Genomic DNA, 18,316 nt, shown 5'->3' on the forward strand with positions numbered 1-18,316 from the left:
CCGGACGACAAACAAGACTGTTAGTCTTGTTTGAAGATCATCAGTCTTGAAACTACCGGAAGGTGGCCGCATGGCCGACAAGGCGAGCGTGGTGAGCCCCCGGGCCGGTACCACGCCGCCGACGGCCGCCGCGCCCATCGCGCGGAACCGCACCTGGACACTGCTGGTGGCGTGTTCCGGTGTGCTGGTGGTGATTTCGTCGATGGTCGCGCTCAACACCGCGCTCGGTGACATCGCCATGGCAACGTCGGCGAACCAGACCCAGCTGACCTGGATCATCGACAGTTACACACTGACACTGGCCTGCCTGCTGCTGCCCGCCGGCGCCCTCGGCGACCGCTACGGCCGGCGCGGTGCCCTGCTGTTCGGTCTGGCCATCTTCGCGGCGGCCTCGATCGTCCCGGCGGTCAGCACCGATCCCTTGCACATCATCGGCGCCCGCGCGGTCGCCGGAGTGGGCGCCGCCTTCATCATGCCGGCGACGCTGTCCCTGATCACCGCGTCGTACCCGGCCGACCAGCGCACCAAGGCGGTGGGCATCTGGGTCGGGATGGCCGGCTGTGGCGGCGTGTTCGGCATGCTGGGATCCGGTGTGCTGCTGCACTTCTGGCCCTGGCAGTCGATCTTCTGGGCCTTCGCCGGCGCCGGACTGGTCCTGATGGTCATGAGCACGACCATCACGACGTCGCGCGATGCGGAGGCCCGCACCTTGGACGTCGCCGGCGCGATCGTCATCGCCGCCGCGGTCGCCGCGCTGGTGTACGGCATCCTCGCGGCACCCGATCGGGGCTGGACACATCCGGTGGTGCTGGGTGGTATCGCCGGCGGCCTGATCCTGGCCGGGGCGTTCACGATCATCGAGCTCCGGGCCCGGTACCCGCTGCTGGATGTCCGGCTGTTTCTCGATCGCCAGTTCGGCACCGGAGCCGCGGCCATCACGGTGCTGTTCCTGGTGATGTTCGGTTTCTTCTACCTGGCGATGCAATTCATGCAACTGGTCATGGGCTACAGCCCGCTGGGAACCGCACTGGCACTGTCCCCGCTGGCGGTGCCGATGCTCATCCTGTCCCCGCTGTCGTCGTGGTACCTGCCGAAGCTGGGATTGCGCCTCGTGGTGCTCATCGGCCTGGGGCTGCTGTCCGCCGGCCTGCTGTCACTATGTCTGGTGCGCATCGACTCGTCGTACTGGGCCCTGGCGTGGCCGCTGCTGGTGGTGAGCACCGGAGTCGGAATATTCACCGCGCCAACGACTTCAGCGATCATGACATCGGTACCGGACGGCAAACAGGGGGTGGCGTCGGCGGTCAACGACACCACCCGGGAGGTGGGTGCCGCCCTCGGCATCGCGCTGACCGGCTCCCTCCTGGCAGCCGGATACACCAAACAGATCGGGCCCGCCGTGGCCGGTTTTCCGGCTCCGGTACAAGACGCCGCACGCGGCTCGCTGGCCGGTGCGGTGGCCGCGGCGCCCCATCTGGGCCCGGTCGGTGGTCAGCTCCTGGCCGTGGCCCGCGTGGCGTTCCTGCACGGCATGCAGACAACACTCGTGGTGCTGGCGTCGATCACCGCGGTCGCGGGCGTACTGATCGCATTCTGGGCGCCCGGCCGCGACCGCACACCGCCCAACAACTAGTCACCACAGGCATTTTCATGCGACGTCTCCGCCGCGCGGCGGTCACGCCGCGATGAACCCGGCGGCCCGGTGCGCCAGCATGACGATGGTCGCGTGCGGGCCCCGGCCGGTGATGCCCGGCAGCGCGGCGCCGTCGGCCACCCACAACCCGTCGACGCCGCGCACCCGGCACTGCGGATCGAGGACGGCACGCTCGTCGCCGTCGGCCCCCATCGGCGCCGTGGCCGCCAGATGCTGCGCCGTGGACCAGGCGGGCTCGCCACCGGCGACGGCGTCACCGAACAGGTCGCGGCACAGTTCGTGACCGGCGTGCAGCGCGGCGGCATCGGCCGGGTCGGCGTCATAGCGATGTTCGATGATGGGACGGACGTCGGGATCGTCCGACACCAGCAGGACCCGGCCCAGCGCGCGCGGCCGCATCAGGGAGATGCCGAGGTGCACCGGGTCCGCACCGGCGGCGACCCCGCCGGTCATGGCCGCGAAACCCCACGTGTACGGCCGGATCTCCAATTCCTCAGTGGTGAGCAGCAATTCGAGCGGCGGGCGCCCGGGCTCGGCGGGCCAGGTGGTCGGCACCACCCATTCCGGATGATCGGCGCACGCGGCCCCCACCGGCAGGTCCGCCACCACCGGCACGCCGACGCCCCGCAACTGCGCGGCCGGGCCGATCCCGGACAGCAGCAACAGATGGGCAGATTCAATTGCCCCGGCGCACAACACGATCCGGTCGGCATACCGGTCCGCCACCCCCTCGGGACCGAGACACCTGACCCCCACCGCACGGTCACCGTCGAACAACACCCGCAGACCGCGGGTACCGGCGAGCACCGTCAGGTTGTCCCGGCCCCGCGCGGCCGTCAGGTAGACCTCGCCCGGACCGTGCCGGTGGCCGGTGTCATCGATGTTGAGTGGCACCGCACCCAGGCCGGGCCGGACCCCGGCCGCGGCGTTGAGATCGTCGATCCAGGGGTACCGGCCGCCCGCCGCATCACGGAAAGCCTGTGAGGACGCTGCGAATTCGCTGAGACGGCGCACCGGGACCGGGCCGGCCGCGCCGTGCTCGGCACCGTCGCCGAAGTCGTGGTCCGTCTCGATGGCGCGATAGTGCGGCAGGACGTCGGGCCACGACCAGCCCGGCACCGCCCAGGCCGCGAAGTCCGCCGGCCAAGCCCGGCAGAAGTAGCCGCCGTTGATCGCCCCGGACCCGCCCAGCACCCGCCCGCGCACGATGTCCGCGGACCGCACCGGATTCTGCGTCAGCGTCGTGCGGTGCTGTCGCGCCACCGTGCTGTCGACGCCGATGGGCAGCACCCAGCCCGGTTCCGGGCGGATCGTGCCGCCGGTCTCCAGCAGCGTCACCCGGCAGCCGGGGTCGGCCGAAAGACGCTCGGCCAGAACGCAGCCGGCGCTGCCGGCCCCGACGATCAGGACGTCATCGCGACGTGGGCTCAAGTCCGGATCTGCGGCTTGAGCGCACCCAGATGCCGCTCGCGCACCACGCCGCCCCACAGCCCGAGACCGTAGGCGATGTCGTCGAGGCGCTTCAGCAGCAGGTAGGCCAGCAGGCCCACGCGCTGGGTGTTGTCGTCGACCGTGTGGTGGCGGCGGGCCCAGTCGACGACGCCGTCCACGATCGCGGCGATCAGCACCACTTGACGCCAGCGCCGGAAACAGACCGCCAGCACGAGAGCCACCGGCCAGTAGTGCCGGCACAGCGCCGCGGCGAGTTGCAGGGCCGCGGCCCACAGTCCCTGCGCGGCGACGGCGGCGACCTCACGCGGCTCGGTGTCGACCGACCGCAGCGAGTTGGCGATGCGCCGGCCGGTGATCGCGGCGGCGATGGTCGACGCCAGGTAGCCCACGCCCGACCCCATGGCCAGCAGCACCCAGACCACCAGCGTCCAGCCGGAAATGACCAGCGGCGCCGTCTTGCCCGGGTGCCGCACCGACAGCGGTGCGGCCGAGGAGCCGTAAAAGGCCTTGCGGGTGAACCACTCTCGCAGTGCGGTGCGGTGATCGTGGCCGACGAGCGCGATCGGTTCGTACCGCAGCCGGGCCCCGGCCTCGATGAACCGCCAGCACAGGTCCACGTCCTCGCCGGACTGCAGCGACTCGTCGAAACCGCCCACCTGGTCCAGCGCCGCCCGCCGGCAGATGATGGCCGCGCTCGGCACGTAGGCCACCATGCCGTACGGCACCACCGGCGCTTCCCGCATTCCGAGGTCGAGCGACGAGCGCACGGCCTCGTAGCGCGCGATCAGATTGTCGGGCTCGTGCAGGCCGACGATGCGCGGCGCGACCAATGCGACGGCCGGATCGCAAAAGTGCCCCAGCAGCGCTTCCAGCCACCCGCGGCGTGGCACCACGTCCGAGTCCAGGAAGGCCACGAAGTCGGTCTCGCAGGCGGCCAGCCCGGTGTTGCGCGCGGCGGCCGGTCCCCGGCTGACGTCGTGCCGGAGCACGCGCACGTCGCAGTGGCCGGCCAGGTCGCAGAAGTCCGCGGCCTGCAGCGGCACCACGGAGCCGTCGTCGACCACCACCACGCGCATGCCGCACAGGGACCGCACCAGTCGGGCGACGCCAACGGCGTTGTCGCGTACCGGAACAACGACGGTCACGTCGAGGTGCGACGGCCCGGTCGCCGGCCGCGGGTGGGCCACCGTGGCGTCGAGCAGCGTGCGTGCCAGCTGCGCGCTCTGCGCGTCGTGGACCTCCAGCCGGCCGCGGTCGAGCATGGTCTGCGCCGCCGGAGCCAGCCGCAGCAGTCGCGTCGGCGAGCCACCGAGCAGCGCGGCGCCCTCACCCAGCACCTTGACCCGGCGGTCTACTTGGACGGCAAAGCCGTCAGGCAGCCGCGGCCCAGTCACTGTCCCACCCCCGTCACGCGAGCATCCCCCCAGAGCTCGGCTGCCATGCGCTGATCCGGCGCACGGAGCTTTCGACCATTTCTGCAAAGATACGGGACCCTTCGAGGGCGGATGCCGTGGTGGCGTCCCCCAGCACCCCGACCGGGCTGACCGCCGCCATACCGCCGCGACGCAAGGCCGGCAGCAGCTCGGGCAGCGGCGCGGTATTGCCGACGACGCTTTCGTCGACCCAGACATCGGCGGGTGAAAGGTGCAGCAGTACAGACGTTTCGGTATGGCCCGCGTGGGCGTCCGCACCGGCGGCGACGCACGGGCACCAGGCCACGTCGCGCCCCTCGGCCCGCAGCAGCGTGGTCGCCGCCGTCAGCGCCGCCACGTTGCCGCCGTGACCGTTGACGAACACGATCCGGCCGGCCCAGTTACAGGCCGAGCGCCCGAACTCGACCAGCAAATGTTCCAGTGCGGCCAGGCCGATCGAGATGGTGCCGGGAAAGCCCTCGTGCTCACCGCTCGCGCCGTAACTGATGGCAGACGCGACCAACCACGTGGGCTGATCGACGCCGGGGATCGTCTGCGCGCGCAGTTCCTCCGCGACGGACCGCGACACTGCCTCGGCGATCCGGGTATCGGTATCCAGCGGCAGGTGCGGCCCATGCTGCTCGGTGGAACCAATCGGGACGATCAACGAAGGCCGCATGGCTTGCAACTGCCTCGACGTCGAGTTCCCGAGCTCGCTGGGAAAAGGCACCCGCCGATGGTAAGCCGAATTTGCCTGCTGTGCGCCAATTGTTGCCGTATACGCAACAATTCGTAGCGAATGGTCAAATCGCCGCGGTTGTCAAGACCCCGGCGACCATCACGTCAGTCCCGTCAGCACCGCGCGTATCAGCGGACCCGTCGAATCACCCGGTCCGCCCCGCGGCTCAGCCGCCCAGCCGCCGGGTGAAGCCTTCCGGCACCAGGATGTCGTCGGGTCCGAGGTCGTGGATCGAGGCCTTGCCCAGGCCACGCAGCGCGGAGTCGATACCCCCGTGCATGATGTCGAGGACGTTCTCGACACCGGCCTGTCCCTCGGCCGCGAGCCCCCACAGGTAGGCCCGGCCGAGCATGACCGCCCGGGCCCCCAAGGCCAGCGCCTTGACCACGTCGCTGCCGCGGCGGATACCGCCGTCCAGCAAAACCTCGACCTGGTCGCCGACGGCCTCGGCGATCGCGGGCAGCGCCCGGATCGACGCCGGCGTGCTGTCCAGGTTGTTACCGCCGTGGTTGGACACCGAGATTGCTGAAACACCGGCGTCCACAGCACGTTTGGCGTCGTCGATGCGCATGACGCCCTTGAGCATGAACGGTCCGCCCCACAGCTCGCGCAGCCAGGCGATGTCCTCCCAGGTCGGCGCCGGGGTGCCCATCCACTCGCCGTAGGCGTGGAAGAACGGTGGCGGGGCCTGACCGTTGATGGCCTGGTTCGGCACCGACAACTCCGGCGGACGCAGGGTCTTGCCCCAGGTCCACATGTAGCGGGGCTTGGTGATGACCTCGGGGCTCATCCTGAGGATGGTCTTGAGATCCATCTTCTCCGGGATCTTGGGGCTGCCCCAGTCCCGGCCGTGGCTGAAGCTCCAGTCGGTGGTGACGATGAGGCCCTTGGCGCCGGCCGCGCGGGCGCGCTCGGCCCGGGCCGCGATGTCGTCGCGGCTGCCGAGCCAGTAGATCTGGAAGAACGTCTTGTCGTTTGCCGCGATGACCTCTTCCATCGGCTTGCTGGCGAACGACGACAGCCCCATCGCGGTGCCGCGGGCCGCGGCCGCGCGCGCGACAGCGACCTCGCCGTCGGGGTGGATCGCCTGCACACCGGTGGGAGAAATAATCACCGGCAGCGAAATCTCTTGACCCATAACCGTTGTGGCCATCTCACGCTTGTCCAGCGCGCCGATGACGTGCGGGGCGAAGCCGAGCTCGCCGAACGCCGCGACGTTGTCGGCGACCGTCAGGCCCTTCTCGCTCGCCGAGATCAGCGAGGAGTAGGCGGACTTGGGGAGCCGCTTCTTCGCACGCTCCTGCGCGATGGCGACGGTTTCGAACCAGGTATCACGGGCCATGATTTAGACAGGACTTTCGTTACAGAATTTCTGGGGCGCCTTGGCCGGCATGGCCAACAGCTTGAGCGGGATCGGCCCCTTGGCAGGGCGAGCGGAGCGACGGGAAGAATCACCGCTGCCGCCCCGGGAGTGGTCGATATGCGACTTGGGCTTGTCGCGATCGAGCGCCAGGGCGGGCTCGCCGTAGCCCTGCACGCACTCGGGATCCGGCCCGTCCATGGGCAGACCGGTGAAGAACTTGGCCGCCATGCAGCCGCCGCGGCAGCTGTCGTAGTGCCCGCAGCTGCTGCAGGCACCGGCGGACTGCGGTTCCCGGAGCTCGCGGAACAGCGGGGCGTTCTGCCAGACGTCCTGGAAACCGTTGTCGCTCAGGATGTTTCCGGCCAGGAAGCGCTCGTGGATGGCGAACGGGCAGGCGTACACATCGCCCACGGGGTCGATCAGGCACACGACGCGCCCCGCGCCGCACAGGTTCAGCCCCGCGAGCGCTCCGGGCTCGCCGAGGCCCGACAGGTGGAAGAACGAGTCACCGGTGAGCACCCGCTCGCCCTTGGCGACCAGCCAGTTGTACAGCTGCACCTGCTGCTCGGCGGTGGGGTGCAGGTCGTCCCACACGTCGGCGCCGCGGCCGGACGGACGCAGCCGGGTGATACGCAGGGTGGCGCCGTAGTTGTCGGCCAGGGCCTTGAAGTCGTCGAGCTGGTCGACGTTGTGGCGCGTGACGACGACCGAGATCTTGGCGTCTCTAAAACCGGCGTTCTTCAAGTTCTCGAGCGCCCGGATCGCCATCGCGAAGGAGCCCGGGCCGCGCACCGCGTCGTTGATCTCGGCGGTGGCGCCGTCGAGCGAAATCTGAACGTCCACATAGTCACTCGCGGCCAGCTTGGCCGCGACCGCTTCGTCGATGCGCACGCCGTTGGTGGAGAACTTGACACCGACGTGGTGCTCGGTGGCGTAGTCGACGAGTTCCCAGAAATCGGATCGCACGGTCGGCTCGCCGCCGCCGATGTTCACGTAGAACACCTGCATGCGCTCGAGCTCGTCGATGATGTCCTTGCACTGCTGGGTGCTCAGCTCGCGCGGGTCGCGCTTGCCCGACGACGACAGGCAGTGCACGCAGGACAGGTTGCAGGCGTAGGTCAGTTCCCAGGTGAGGCAGATGGGCGCGTCGAGGCCGTGCTCGAACTGCTCGATCAGCCGGGGCACGGGTGCCGTTGCGGTCATGAAACGGTAGATCCTTCGGGGCTGTTCTGGTCGGCCGGGATCAGCATCTTGGACTGGACCAGCACGCCGAACGCGTGCAGATACGGCCCCTGCTGGTCATCGTCGATACCGGCGGCGCGGCAGGCGCTGCGGACGTCCGGATGGTCGGCGAGCGAGTTGACGATCTCGACGATGATGCGATTCTTCAGGAACGAAAGTTTGCGCGTACCAAAGTGATACAAGAGGGCGCCGAACGGTTCCGGGCGGACGGCGACCTGGTGGTGCAGCCGCCAGCCACGGTCCGGATCGAAGGCCGCCTCGGGCCCGGTCCGGGCCGCGGCTGGTGCAGACACGGTCAGTAGACCCCGCACATACCGTCGATCGAGACCTCTTCGACCAGAGTCTCGGTGACCAGTTCGGTATCGGAATTCGCCTGCTGATTCGAGTCCATGGATCGCCCCTTTCGCTACCGTGGCAGTTGTCGGGACTCGACAACTGTGATCCAAGTCGCAAGAATATGGCATCGAGTGCCGAAAAGGAAGGGCGGGTCTGATGAAGACCGAGACGGAGCGTCCCGCGCGCGATGCCGGGACCGCCCAGCACGGCCGGGTGGGCCGTCGCCGCTCCACCACGCGCGACCACATCACCCACGTGGCCCTCGAGCTGTTCGCGACCCGCGGCTTCGACGACGTCAGCGTCGACGACGTCGCCCATGCCGCCGGAATCTCCCGGCGCACCCTGTTCCGCTACTTCTCGTCGAAGAATGCCATCCCCTGGGCCGACTTCGACGCGAGTCTGACCGATCTGCGGGACCTGTTGAACGCCGTCCCCCACGACGTGCCGCTGGACGCCGCCCTGCGCTCGGCATTGTTGGAATTCAACAGCTTTGACGAATCCGAGACACCCCGGCACCGGCGCCGCATGCAGGTCATCCTGCAGACCGACGCGCTGCAGGCCTACTCGATGACGATGTACGCAGGCTGGCGCGGCGTGATAGCGGCGTTCGTCGCGCGCCGGCTGGACACCAAGCCGACGGCTCTGGTGCCGCAGACAGTGGCGTGGACGGTTCTCGGGGTGGCGCTGACGGCCTACGAACAGTGGCTCGCCGACGAGACCGTCTCGCTGCCCGACGCCCTGGGCGAAGCCTTCGACATCGTCCGCGAGGGCATCGGCGCCGTGTGATTTGTGCACGGTTTTCCGCGGTCAGCGCGGAAAACCGTGCACAAATCACAAGAAGTTGCGGTTGGGGCGTCGGAAAATGAGCGCCCGGCGCGACGATAAGGGTGTGAGGGGCGAATCAGACGGTGATGCTCCGCAGACGCTGCTGGCGCTGTACGACACGGCGCTGCCCGTGGTCTACGGGTACTTCGTGCGGCGCTGCGGTGACCGGGGCACCGCGGAAGACCTGACGTCGGAGACGTTTCTGGCGGCGATGGACGCCGCCCGCCGGGATTCGCCACCGGCGATCTCGGTGCCCTGGTTGATCGGTGTGGCCCGGCACAAGCTGGCCGACCACTACCGGCGCAGGCACGACCGCTTCACCGTCCCCGTACCCGAAACACCCGAGCCCGCAGAGCCTTTCGACGACTGGGACGCCGAGCTGGACCGGATCGTCGCCGAGGCCGCGCTGGCCCGGTTACCCGAACAGCACCGCATGGTGCTGACACTGCGATATCTGGATGACCGCCCGGTGCCCGAATGCGCCGAGTTGATCGGACGCACCGTGCACGCCACCGAGGCCCTGCTGGTACGGGCCAAGCGGGCATTCCGGAGCGAATACCAGGACACCGAATACCAGGACGGAGGTGCGTCATGACCATGCACAACAGTCACGACCCACTGACGGTCCTGGCCGGCGGCGAAAGCCCCGTACAACCGGACCCGGCCTTCGCGGCCCGGTTGCGGGCGCGTCTGGAAGCCGCCGTCACCCTTCCGAAAGGAGTTGTCATGAGTGGAACCGACACCGCCATCGCCGATCTGAACGCACCTGCCACCGCCCCGGTCGCGGCGCCCCGGCCCGCGGCCCTGCCCTATCTCGCGGTGGCCGACGCCCGGGCCGCGCTGACCTGGTACGTCGACGCGCTGGGTGCCGTCGTCGTCGGGGACCCGATCGTCATGGACGACGGCCGGATCGGGCACGCCGAGCTGACGCTCGCCGGTGGCGTGCTGTACCTGGCCGACGAGTTCCCCGAGCTCGGCCTGAAAGCGCCAGCAGCCCAATCTGTTTCGGTGAGCCTGATGCTCAACGTGCCCGATACCGACGCCGCGCTCGCGCAGGCCCGGCAGCACGGCGCGCAGGTGCAGCGGGAACCGTACGACGCCCACGGCTCGCGGACCGCGGTCGTGATCGACCCGTTCGGGCACCGCTGGATGCTCACCGGACCGGTCCCGGTCACTGTGCCGATCGAGCACGGCGACATCGGCTACATCTCGGTGCAGACACCGGACGCCCAGCGGGCCGCCGCGTTCTACCGGCACGTGCTCGGCTGGGACTACGACCCCGACACCCGCAAGGTGACGGGCAACCGCATGCACACCGGCATCTTCGAGACCACCGGCCCACAGACGGTGTTCTGCTGCTACGCGGTGCGTGATCTCGACGCCGCCCGGCAGGCGATCCTGGACGCGGGCGGCCGGGTGGGCACGCCCGAGGAGCACGAGTGGGGCCCGACGCTCGACGCCACGGATGCGCTCGGCACCGACTTCGCGGTGTTCCAGCCGGCGCCGGGAATCGCCCGGCCCGAGCTGAACGGCGCAGGGCCAGGCGAACTTTCGTATATGACGTACTACGTCACCGACTCGGCCGCGTTCAAGGATTTCTACGGCGCGGTGCTGGGCTGGACGTTCGAGCCGGGTCGCATCGAGGACGGCTGGGCAGTGCAGGGGTGCCACCCGATGTCCGGCGCGGCCGGCGGCGCCGCACAGTCCGTCGCCGTCCCGATGTGGACCGTGACCGACATCGACGCCGCGGTGGCGCGAGTCCGCGAGGCCGGGGGCACCGTCATCGACGAACCGTCCCGGCAGCCGTACGGCATGTCGGCGGAGTGCACCGACGACCAGGGCGCCCGGTTCTACCTCGGCGCTTTCTGAGGGATTTGTGCACGATTTTCCGCGCCCCGCGCGGAAAATCGTGCACAAATCCCTAGAGGACGTCGGCGATCGGGACGGCGGCCGCGACCTTGGCGCGGTTCTTCATCACCTTGCCCGGCATGCCGCCGCCGACGACGCCGCTGACGGCGCCGTCGCGCTCGTAGAACGCCAGGAACTTGCGGCCGTCGTCCTCGACGATGTGCACGGTGTCACCGGCCTTGGGCTCGCCCAGGCACTGGATTTTGACGTCGTACTGGTCGCTCCAGAAGTAGGGCACCACCACGGCGGCGGTGGCGTCCTGGCCCAGCATCGCCGGCACGATCACCCGCGCCTGCTCGGCCACATTGCTCCAATGTTCCACGCGCACTTGGTGTCCCGCGGCGTCACGCCAGGAGGCGACATCACCGATGGCCCACACGTTCGGGGCACTGGTGCGGCCGGCGGCGTCGCACACGACGCCGTTGTCGACGGCGATGCCGCTACCTTCGAGCCAGTCGGTCGACGGGCGCGACCCGATACCGACGACGACGACGTCGGCGTCGAGTTCGGTGCCGTCCGCCAGTTGCACCTTCTCGACGTGGCCGGTGCCCGTCACCCCGGTGACCCCGACGCCGCACCGCACGTCGACACCCTCGGCGCGGTGCAGCCGGGCCACCAGTTCACCGATCTCGGTACCGAGCACCGACGCCAGCGGCGTGGGCTGCGGCTCGACGATCGTGACCTCGACACCCATCTTGCGCAGGCTCGCCGCCACCTCGCAGCCGATGAAGCCGGCGCCGATCACCACGGCGCGCTTGGCCGAACCGGCGTGCTCACGCAGCGCCAGCGACTCGTCGTAGGTGCGCAGCACCCGGATGCCGTCGAGAGCGGGCAGCGACGGGATGGTGCGGGGCACCAGGCCGGTGGCGATGACCAGCTCGTCGTACGCGACGACCTCGCCGTTGGCGCGCGTCACCGTCTGGGCCTCGGTGTCCAGCTTGACCGCGCCCGAGCCGAGCAGCAGCGTGATGTCGTTGTCGGCGTAGAACTCGGCGGGCTTGAGCGTCGTGTCGTCGACCTCGGCGCGCAGCACGTCCTTGGACAGTGGCGGCCGGTCGTACGGCAGATGGACCTCGTCGCTGATCAGCGTGATCGGCCCGGCGTACTCCGCTTTGCGCAGTTGCTCAGCGGTGCGTGCAGCGGCCAGACCGCCACCGACGATGACGATGCCTCCGTTTGTAGTCACGTCGGCTTTCTTACACGATGCGGCCGGTGCGAGGTAGGCCACCCTGTGCTTACCTGCTCAGCATTACGGCAGGGGTTCAGGCGTGGCCCCGGCCACCGACCCGGCGCTCGACGATGTTCGACAGCACCACGATGCTCTCGCTGCGTTCGATCGCCGCACTGCCCCGGATGCGCTCCAGCACCGCCTCCAGATGCCGCATGTCCCGGGTCATGAGATGCAGGATCGCGTCGGACGTGCCGGTCACCGTGGCGGCCGAGACCACCTCGGGGATGCCCTCCCAGGCCTCCCGCAGCTGCGCCGGCGTGATGGTGCCGTGGCAGTACACCTGAACGTATGCCTCTGTCCCCCAACCGATCACGTTCCGGTCGACGACCGTCGTGAAGCCCCGGATGACGCCGGTGGCCAGCAGCCGGTCGACGCGGCGTTTGACGGCGGGCGCCGACAGGCCCACCCGTTCGCCGATCTCGGCGAACGTGGCGCGCGCGTTGTCCGCCAACTCGGCCAGGATGCGCTCGTCGGTCTCGTCGACGCTTTCCACCGGCCGCACACCTCCCTCACGCAATAGATTGTCGAATCGCGAGTGATCAAACAATAGATCTGTTACATATGCGCAACAAGCATCGATTGCTTGCGCGCAATAGTGCTCCTACCATCGAATTATGACGATTACTGATGTCGTCAAGATGGCGACACCGAATTCAGGCTGGCGACCGGACCGGGTGGCCCGCCCCCGGCACTATGTGATGACCCGGCCCACGCATTTCGCCGTCGAATATGCGATCAACCCGTGGATGGACACCTCCACCCCCGTCGATACGGCGCTCGCGGTGCGGCAGTGGGAGCATCTGGTCCGGACGTACCGCAGCCTCGGGCACACCGTCGAACTGGTCGAACCGATTCCCGGACTGCCCGACATGGTCTACGCCGCGAACGGCGGGCTGGTGCTCGACGACGGGTTCGAGAAGGTGGCCATCATCGCCCGCTTCACCTACCCGCAGCGGACCGGAGAATCGGTGGCCTACGCCGGATGGCTGATGGACCACGGCTACTGCCCGCTGTACACCGAGCACACCAATGAGGGCCAGGGCGACCTGCTGATCATCGGGTCAAAGATCCTGGCCGGCTACGGATTCCGCACCGACCGACAGTCGCACGACGAGGTCGCCAAGCTGTCCGGGCTGCCGTTGGTCAGCCTGCAGTTGGTCAACCCCCGCTTCTACCACCTCGATACCGCGCTGGCCGTGCTGGACGACGAGACCATCGCGTTCTATCCCCCCGCCTTCGGTGCCACGTCGGTCGCATTGCTGCGCAAGATGTTTCCCGGCGCCATCGAGGTGTCCGATGCCGACGCCCACGTGCTCGGCCTGAACGCGGTGTCCGACGGGCTGAACGTCGTGCACCCGGCCGCGGCCACCGGGTTCGCCGCGCAGCTCGCCGACGCCGGTTTCCGGCCGGTCGGTGTCGACCTGTCCGAGTTGCTCAAGGGCGGCGGATCGGTGAAGTGCTGCACCTTGGAGGTGTACCCGGCGTCATGCTGAAAGCCGTTGCGGGGACACCGGAAAGCACGGCCGAGCTGATCGCCCTCGACGACCGCTACGCCGCGCACAACTACGCCCCGCTGCCGGTCGTCGCGGCGTCTGCCGACGGCGTGTGGATCACCGACCCGGAAGGGCGCAGCTACCTGGACTGTCTCGCGGCGTATTCGGCGGTGAACTTCGGCCACCGCAATCCCGAGATCCTGGCGACCGCACATGCCCAGCTGGACACCGTGACGCTCGTCAGCCGCGCCTTCCACTCCGACCGCCTGGGCCCGTTCTGCGCCGCTCTCGCCCAACTGTGCGGCAAGGAGCTGGTGCTGCCCATGAACAGCGGCGCCGAGGCGGTGGAGAGCGCGATCAAGGTCGCGCGCAAGTGGAGTCGAGACGTCAAGGGCAGCACCGACCCGAACATCGTCGTGGCACAGGGCAACTTCCACGGCCGCACGACGACGATCATCAGCTTCTCCGACGACGACACGGCGCGATGCGGTTTCGGCCCGTACACACCGGGCTTCCGGTTGGTGCCGTTCGGGGACGCCGACGCGCTCGCGGCGGCCGTCGACGACAACACTGCCGCGGTGCTGATCGAGCCGATCCAGGGCGAGGCCGGAATCATCGTGCCGCCCGACGACTATCTGCCCCGGGTCCGCGCGCTGTGCACCGAGCGCCACGTACTGATGATCGCCGACGAAATCCAGTCCGGTCTGGCCCGCACCGGCCGCACCTTCGCGTGCGACCACTGGGGCGTCGTGCCCGACGTCTACGTGCTGGGCAAGGCGCTCGGCGGCGGCGTCGTGCCGCTGTCCGCGGTGGTGGCCGACCGGGACGTGCTCGGCGTGCTGCACCCCGGCGAGCACGGATCGACGTTCGGCGGCAATCCGCTGGCCGCGGCCATCGGCACCACGGTGGTCGGCATGCTGCAGCGTGGCGAATTCCAAGCCCGGGCAACCGAACTCGGCCGGCACCTGCACGCTCGCCTGACGGCGATGATCGGGCACGGCGTGACGGCCGTGCGCGGACTGGGCCTGTGGGCGGGCGTCGACCTCGATCCGGCCGTGGGCACCGGCCGGGAGGTCAGCCTGCGGCTGGCCGAGCGCGGTGTGCTGACCAAGGACACCCACGGCCCGACTCTGCGGTTCGCCCCGCCCCTGGTCATCACCCGCGCCGAAATCGATTGGGCGATGGACCTATTCGCCGAGGTGCTGGCCGGGCCGACGGACGTGCGGTGGTAGACCGATAGGATGCGTTTCAATCCGCCACCCGACTGGCCGCCGTTTCCACCCGACTGGCAGCCAGGCCCGGACTGGCAGCCCGATCCTTCCTGGCCGCCACCACCGCCGGGTTGGCCGATGTGGGTGGACGACCAATACCGTTACGCCCCAACAGAACCGGCGCAGCGGTCCGGAAAACGGAAATGGTGGATCATCGGGGGTGCGGTGCTCGCCGTCGTCGCCCTGGTGGCCGGCGGCACCGTCGTCGCCACCAAACTCTCGCGCGACAACGCGGCGGCACCGAGCGCGACGCCGACGCCGTTCAACGGCCTGACCATCGTGCCGACGCACCCACCGGAGCCGACGGACTTCGACACCTGGACCCGCGTCGGCGACGTCGAGGCCACGTTCACCAACGACGGCCGGGCGGTACGCCTCGAGTCGAACGCCAACCCGACGGCCGCCTGGGCGGGTCTGCTCCAGCCCGGCGACCCGGCGTGCTCACTGCGGTTCACCGGGCGCGTCCGCACCGCGTCGGGCGGTTACACCCTCGGGCTCACCACGGAGGCCGGTCCCGCCGAAACCGATTCCGGCTCGATCCCCACACCGCCCGGCAACGACTGGCACGCGATCGATGTGACGATCACGAAGGCCGGCGAGGTCGCGGTGGATCTCGACGGCAAGTCCGCGCTGCGCCGCACGACAACGCCCGGCTGCGGCCGTCCCGCGATCAGAATCTCGGCGGGCGCAACGGAATTCGCGGACGTGCTGGTCGGTCAGGTGTCCGCGTAGGTCAGTACTTCATGACGCCGCGGTCGACGGCGATCTGGGAACCGGAGATGGTCCCCGAGCCCGGGCCGGCCAGCCAGGTCACCACGTCGGTGACCTCTTCCGGCGTCATGAACTCCTGCAGACCGGCCTTGCCGTCGTGAGAGACGGGCTTGTACGGCATCGGCGCGAAGCTGTGCAGGTAGGTCGGGTACTTGGCGAAGATCGCACCCATGGCCTCGGGCTCGATCATCGGCGTCATGATCGAGTACGGATGGATCGAGTTGACCCGGATGCCGAACTCGCCCACCTCGAGGGCCAGGGCGTTGGTCAGACCCACGAGGCCGAACTTCGAGGCCGCGTAGTGGCCGTTGCCCGGCGTCGCCTTGAGGCCCGCCGAGGAGCTGACGATGATGATCGACCCGCCGTTGCCCGCCTCGATCATCGCCGGGACGACGGCCCGGATGGTGCGCCACGTGCCCGAGAGGTTGACGTTGACGACGCTGTCCCACTGGTCTTCGTCCATCTCGAACAGCCGTCCCCAGCTCAGGACACCGGCGTTGGCGACCAGAATGTCGAGGCGGCCGAACTGCTCGACGGCGTCGGCGACGACCTGCTGCTGCGCGGCCAGGTCACGGATGTCGACCTCACGGGCGAGGACCTTGCGGCCTTCGGCCTCGACCAGGCGTGCGGTCTCGGCCAGATCCTCCGACGTCGGCATCGGGTAGGTGATGGTGTCCGAGACGGAACCACAGATGTCGATGGCGACGATGTCGGCACCCTCGCGCGCCATCCGGACGGCGTGCGCCCGGCCCTGTCCGCGGGCAGCCCCGGTAATGAACGCCACCTTGCCTTCGAGTGCTCCGCCTGCCGTCATTGCCAGTCCCTTCATCGCTTCTCGCCGGAATCAACCGCCACGCTAGCAGCCAAACTAGAACGCGTTCTAGTGGCTCCCGAAAGGCGGTCGTGTCGACTACAACTCGGCGATGATCTGGGCGCGCTTCGCGGTGTACTCGGCCTCGCTGATGGTGCCCATGGCGCACAGCGTCTCGATCTCCTGCAGCCGCTGCGCTGTCGACGGCGCCGGTGGCGGCGGCACGACAGGCGGCGCCGCGGCGGCCGGCGCCGCCGCCGGCTCGCGCTCAGCGGCAGTGGCCCGCCGGACCACGTCCATCACCTGTTGCCGCACCGCTGGATTCGAGCGCAGGTCGGCGATTCCGCTGAGGGCCACCCCGTTCGACTTGAGGATCTGCAGGATGTCCATGATCGGACCCGACCGTCCCGTCAGGTCATAGGTGCGCCCGTCCTGCTCCGAGGTCAAGCGGACCGGCATCATGCCGGACACCAATGCGCTTCGCTCCCAGTCGATATGGAACTTGTTGGTCGCCGGGTTGACCATCACGACCAGCTTGCGGGCGGTGATCATCGGCAGCCGGCTCACCGAGGCCAGCACCTTGTCCTGCGCATCGAACGGAGCCAGCTGCGGCCCGGTGATGTGCAGATTGAGTTTCACCAGTGGCTGGTCGTTGACCCGGGTGCCGGTCTCCCCGATCCCGGTGACCTCGGCCAGCCCCAGTATCCCGCTGGCCTCGAGTTCCTCGAGCTCCGCCGACCGCATCTGGCCGAAGCCCGCCAACCCCAGCGCGACGAGTACGTCGATCGCCGTGACCAGCAGGCCCGCCCAGAACATCCACTTCAGCAATTCGTCCTGGCCGGTGTAGAAGTACACCGCCAGGAAGATGGGGCCCACCAGCCCGCCGCACAGCAGGACCATGACCTGAGCCTTGAGGTAACGCACCAGCATGTCAGCCACGCTCCTTGATCAGCCGAACCGATGCGAGAGACTTTAGTGCGGCTCAGTCGCCGAGGACGTCCAACAGGACGAACGAGAAATTGTCGGCGGCGCCATTGGCCCGGGCCGTCCCGATGATGATGGCCGAACCGTCGCCCCGGTCGTTGCACGCGGTGGCCGCCTGCAGATCGTGATGCTCCATCTGCCCGTGCACACCGTCAGAGCACATCAGGTAGCTGCCGGGCTGCAGCGGCGTCGCGGTCAGGTGCGCCGCGATGGGCACGCCCTGCCCGAGCGACTGCGTGATGATGTTGGTGGGCCGGCCCGACGCGTCGAGGACGGCGTCATCGACCGAAACCTGCGTCAGCGTCTCGCCCGCAACCGAATACACCCGGCTGTCCCCGACATTGAAGACGATCACCTCGTCGGCCGTCAGGCAGACACCGGCGATGGTGGTACCCATGCCGGCGAGTTCGGTGTCGCGGCCCATGTCGTACAGCCAGTCGCTGACATACGACAGCGACGACGTGATGTCGTCGCCACCGGTCCAGCCCGGCGACATGGTCGCGATCATGCTCAGCGCCGTCCGGCTCGCGACGTCGCCGCCGACGTGCCCGCCCATGCCGTCGCACACCGCGCAGACGAACGGGGCGCCCGGCTGCATCCGCATCTCCACCAGGACACCGTTGTGCGTCTGGCTGACCCAGCCGCCGACCATCACGGCATCTTCGTTGCGCTTGCGCCGCAATCCGGTGTCGGTGAATGCCCGTACGTTCACCCGCACGACAGGCCACCCCTCATCGTGTTCCCCTCCATCGCGAACGATCCTGCCATCCTGCCGGTAAAAGCACTGCGCCGACACCTCTTTCTCACGGCAAAACAAAGCGCCG

At 68.9% G+C, this 18,316-nt stretch carries 19 protein-coding genes; 7 read left to right on the forward strand and 12 right to left on the reverse strand.

Annotated elements, in window-relative coordinates; genetic code table 11:
- The first annotated feature begins 70 nt into the window (after positions 1–70).
- Positions 71–1,633: an MFS transporter gene (locus ACJH7A_RS10720; RefSeq protein ID WP_212806920.1), complete on the forward strand. Its 1,563-nt coding sequence runs from the start codon at positions 71–73 to the stop codon at positions 1,631–1,633.
- Positions 1,634–1,675: 42 nt separating this feature from the next.
- Here the strand turns inward: ACJH7A_RS10720 and mftG are convergent, their stop codons facing one another.
- The 7 genes from mftG to mftA all read right to left on the reverse strand — a co-directional run bounded on the left by mftG (position 1,676) and on the right by mftA (position 8,253).
- A complete protein-coding gene (mftG, locus tag ACJH7A_RS10725) occupies positions 1,676–3,085 on the reverse strand; it encodes a mycofactocin system GMC family oxidoreductase MftG (RefSeq protein WP_406774382.1) in 1,410 nt (469 codons plus the stop codon).
- A complete protein-coding gene (gene mftF / locus ACJH7A_RS10730) occupies positions 3,082–4,500 on the reverse strand; it encodes a mycofactocin biosynthesis glycosyltransferase MftF (RefSeq protein WP_406801918.1) in 1,419 nt (472 codons plus the stop codon). Before mftF ends, mftG begins: the two co-directional genes overlap by 4 nt.
- Before the next feature lie 13 nt (positions 4,501–4,513).
- Positions 4,514–5,287: a mycofactocin biosynthesis peptidyl-dipeptidase MftE gene (mftE, locus tag ACJH7A_RS10735; RefSeq protein WP_234880772.1), complete on the reverse strand. Its 774-nt coding sequence runs from the start codon at positions 5,285–5,287 to the stop codon at positions 4,514–4,516.
- A 136-nt stretch (positions 5,288–5,423) separates the two neighbouring features.
- Positions 5,424–6,599 carry a pre-mycofactocin synthase MftD gene (mftD, locus tag ACJH7A_RS10740; protein WP_138250467.1) on the reverse strand — a complete coding sequence of 392 codons (1,176 nt, stop codon included), beginning with the start codon at positions 6,597–6,599 and terminating at the stop codon, positions 5,424–5,426.
- A gap of 3 nt (positions 6,600–6,602) precedes the next feature.
- On the reverse strand, positions 6,603–7,823 hold the full coding sequence (gene mftC / locus ACJH7A_RS10745) for a mycofactocin radical SAM maturase (RefSeq protein ID WP_138250468.1): 1,221 nt from the start codon (positions 7,821–7,823) through the stop codon (positions 6,603–6,605).
- A complete protein-coding gene (gene mftB, locus ACJH7A_RS10750) occupies positions 7,820–8,155 on the reverse strand; it encodes a mycofactocin biosynthesis chaperone MftB (RefSeq protein WP_138250469.1) in 336 nt (111 codons plus the stop codon). The genes mftC and mftB overlap by 4 nt, the downstream gene beginning before the upstream one ends.
- Before the next feature lie 2 nt (positions 8,156–8,157).
- Positions 8,158–8,253, reverse strand: coding sequence for a mycofactocin precursor MftA (gene mftA, locus ACJH7A_RS10755; protein ID WP_020101386.1), 96 nt, complete (start codon positions 8,251–8,253; stop codon positions 8,158–8,160).
- A gap of 101 nt (positions 8,254–8,354) precedes the next feature.
- Here mftA and mftR point away from each other — a divergent pair, with 101 nt between their 5' ends.
- The 3 genes from mftR (at position 8,355) to ACJH7A_RS10770 (ending at position 10,892) form a co-directional block, all read left to right on the forward strand.
- Positions 8,355–8,984, forward strand: coding sequence for a mycofactocin system transcriptional regulator (gene mftR / locus ACJH7A_RS10760; RefSeq protein WP_138250470.1), 630 nt, complete (start codon positions 8,355–8,357; stop codon positions 8,982–8,984).
- Positions 8,985–9,060: 76 nt separating this feature from the next.
- Positions 9,061–9,618 carry an RNA polymerase sigma factor gene (locus tag ACJH7A_RS10765; protein ID WP_212806922.1) on the forward strand — a complete coding sequence of 186 codons (558 nt, stop codon included), beginning with the start codon at positions 9,061–9,063 and terminating at the stop codon, positions 9,616–9,618.
- Between the two features lie 2 nt (positions 9,619–9,620).
- On the forward strand, positions 9,621–10,892 hold the full coding sequence (locus ACJH7A_RS10770; RefSeq protein ID WP_212814627.1) for a VOC family protein: 1,272 nt from the start codon (positions 9,621–9,623) through the stop codon (positions 10,890–10,892).
- A 52-nt stretch (positions 10,893–10,944) separates the two neighbouring features.
- Here the strand turns inward: ACJH7A_RS10770 and ACJH7A_RS10775 are convergent, their stop codons facing one another.
- Complete coding sequence (locus ACJH7A_RS10775) at positions 10,945–12,117, reverse strand: NAD(P)/FAD-dependent oxidoreductase (RefSeq protein ID WP_212806923.1); 1,173 nt, start codon at positions 12,115–12,117, stop codon at positions 10,945–10,947.
- Between the two features lie 76 nt (positions 12,118–12,193).
- Positions 12,194–12,655 (reverse strand): Lrp/AsnC family transcriptional regulator, encoded by a 462-nt coding sequence (locus tag ACJH7A_RS10780; protein ID WP_212806924.1) that lies wholly within the window; start codon positions 12,653–12,655, stop codon positions 12,194–12,196.
- Positions 12,656–12,776: 121 nt separating this feature from the next.
- Between ACJH7A_RS10780 and ddaH the strand changes: the two genes are divergently transcribed.
- The 3 genes from ddaH (at position 12,777) to ACJH7A_RS10795 (ending at position 15,658) form a co-directional block, all read left to right on the forward strand.
- The gene (gene ddaH, locus ACJH7A_RS10785; protein ID WP_212806925.1) at positions 12,777–13,655 is read left to right on the forward strand and encodes a dimethylargininase; all 879 of its coding nucleotides are present in this window, start codon (positions 12,777–12,779) and stop codon (positions 13,653–13,655) included.
- A complete protein-coding gene (rocD, locus tag ACJH7A_RS10790; RefSeq protein ID WP_212806926.1) occupies positions 13,649–14,887 on the forward strand; it encodes an ornithine--oxo-acid transaminase in 1,239 nt (412 codons plus the stop codon). The genes ddaH and rocD overlap by 7 nt, the downstream gene beginning before the upstream one ends.
- Before the next feature lie 117 nt (positions 14,888–15,004).
- A complete protein-coding gene (locus ACJH7A_RS10795; protein WP_212806927.1) occupies positions 15,005–15,658 on the forward strand; it encodes a hypothetical protein in 654 nt (217 codons plus the stop codon).
- 1 nt (position 15,659) lies between these two features.
- On the opposite strand, the gene ACJH7A_RS10800 is transcribed toward ACJH7A_RS10795, so the two are convergent.
- From ACJH7A_RS10800 to ACJH7A_RS10810, 3 genes are all read right to left on the reverse strand, one after another.
- Entirely contained in the window at positions 15,660–16,511 is an 852-nt protein-coding gene (locus ACJH7A_RS10800) for a mycofactocin-coupled SDR family oxidoreductase (protein ID WP_212806928.1), read from the reverse strand.
- 96 nt (positions 16,512–16,607) lie between these two features.
- The gene (locus ACJH7A_RS10805) at positions 16,608–17,438 is read right to left on the reverse strand and encodes an SHOCT domain-containing protein (RefSeq protein ID WP_406801919.1); all 831 of its coding nucleotides are present in this window, start codon (positions 17,436–17,438) and stop codon (positions 16,608–16,610) included.
- A 52-nt stretch (positions 17,439–17,490) separates the two neighbouring features.
- On the reverse strand, positions 17,491–18,210 hold the full coding sequence (locus ACJH7A_RS10810; protein ID WP_212806930.1) for a PP2C family serine/threonine-protein phosphatase: 720 nt from the start codon (positions 18,208–18,210) through the stop codon (positions 17,491–17,493).
- Between the last annotated feature and the right edge of the window lie 106 nt (positions 18,211–18,316).

This window comes from Mycobacterium sp. SMC-17 (assembly GCF_045310915.1).
Lineage (GTDB): Bacteria > Actinomycetota > Actinomycetes > Mycobacteriales > Mycobacteriaceae > Mycobacterium.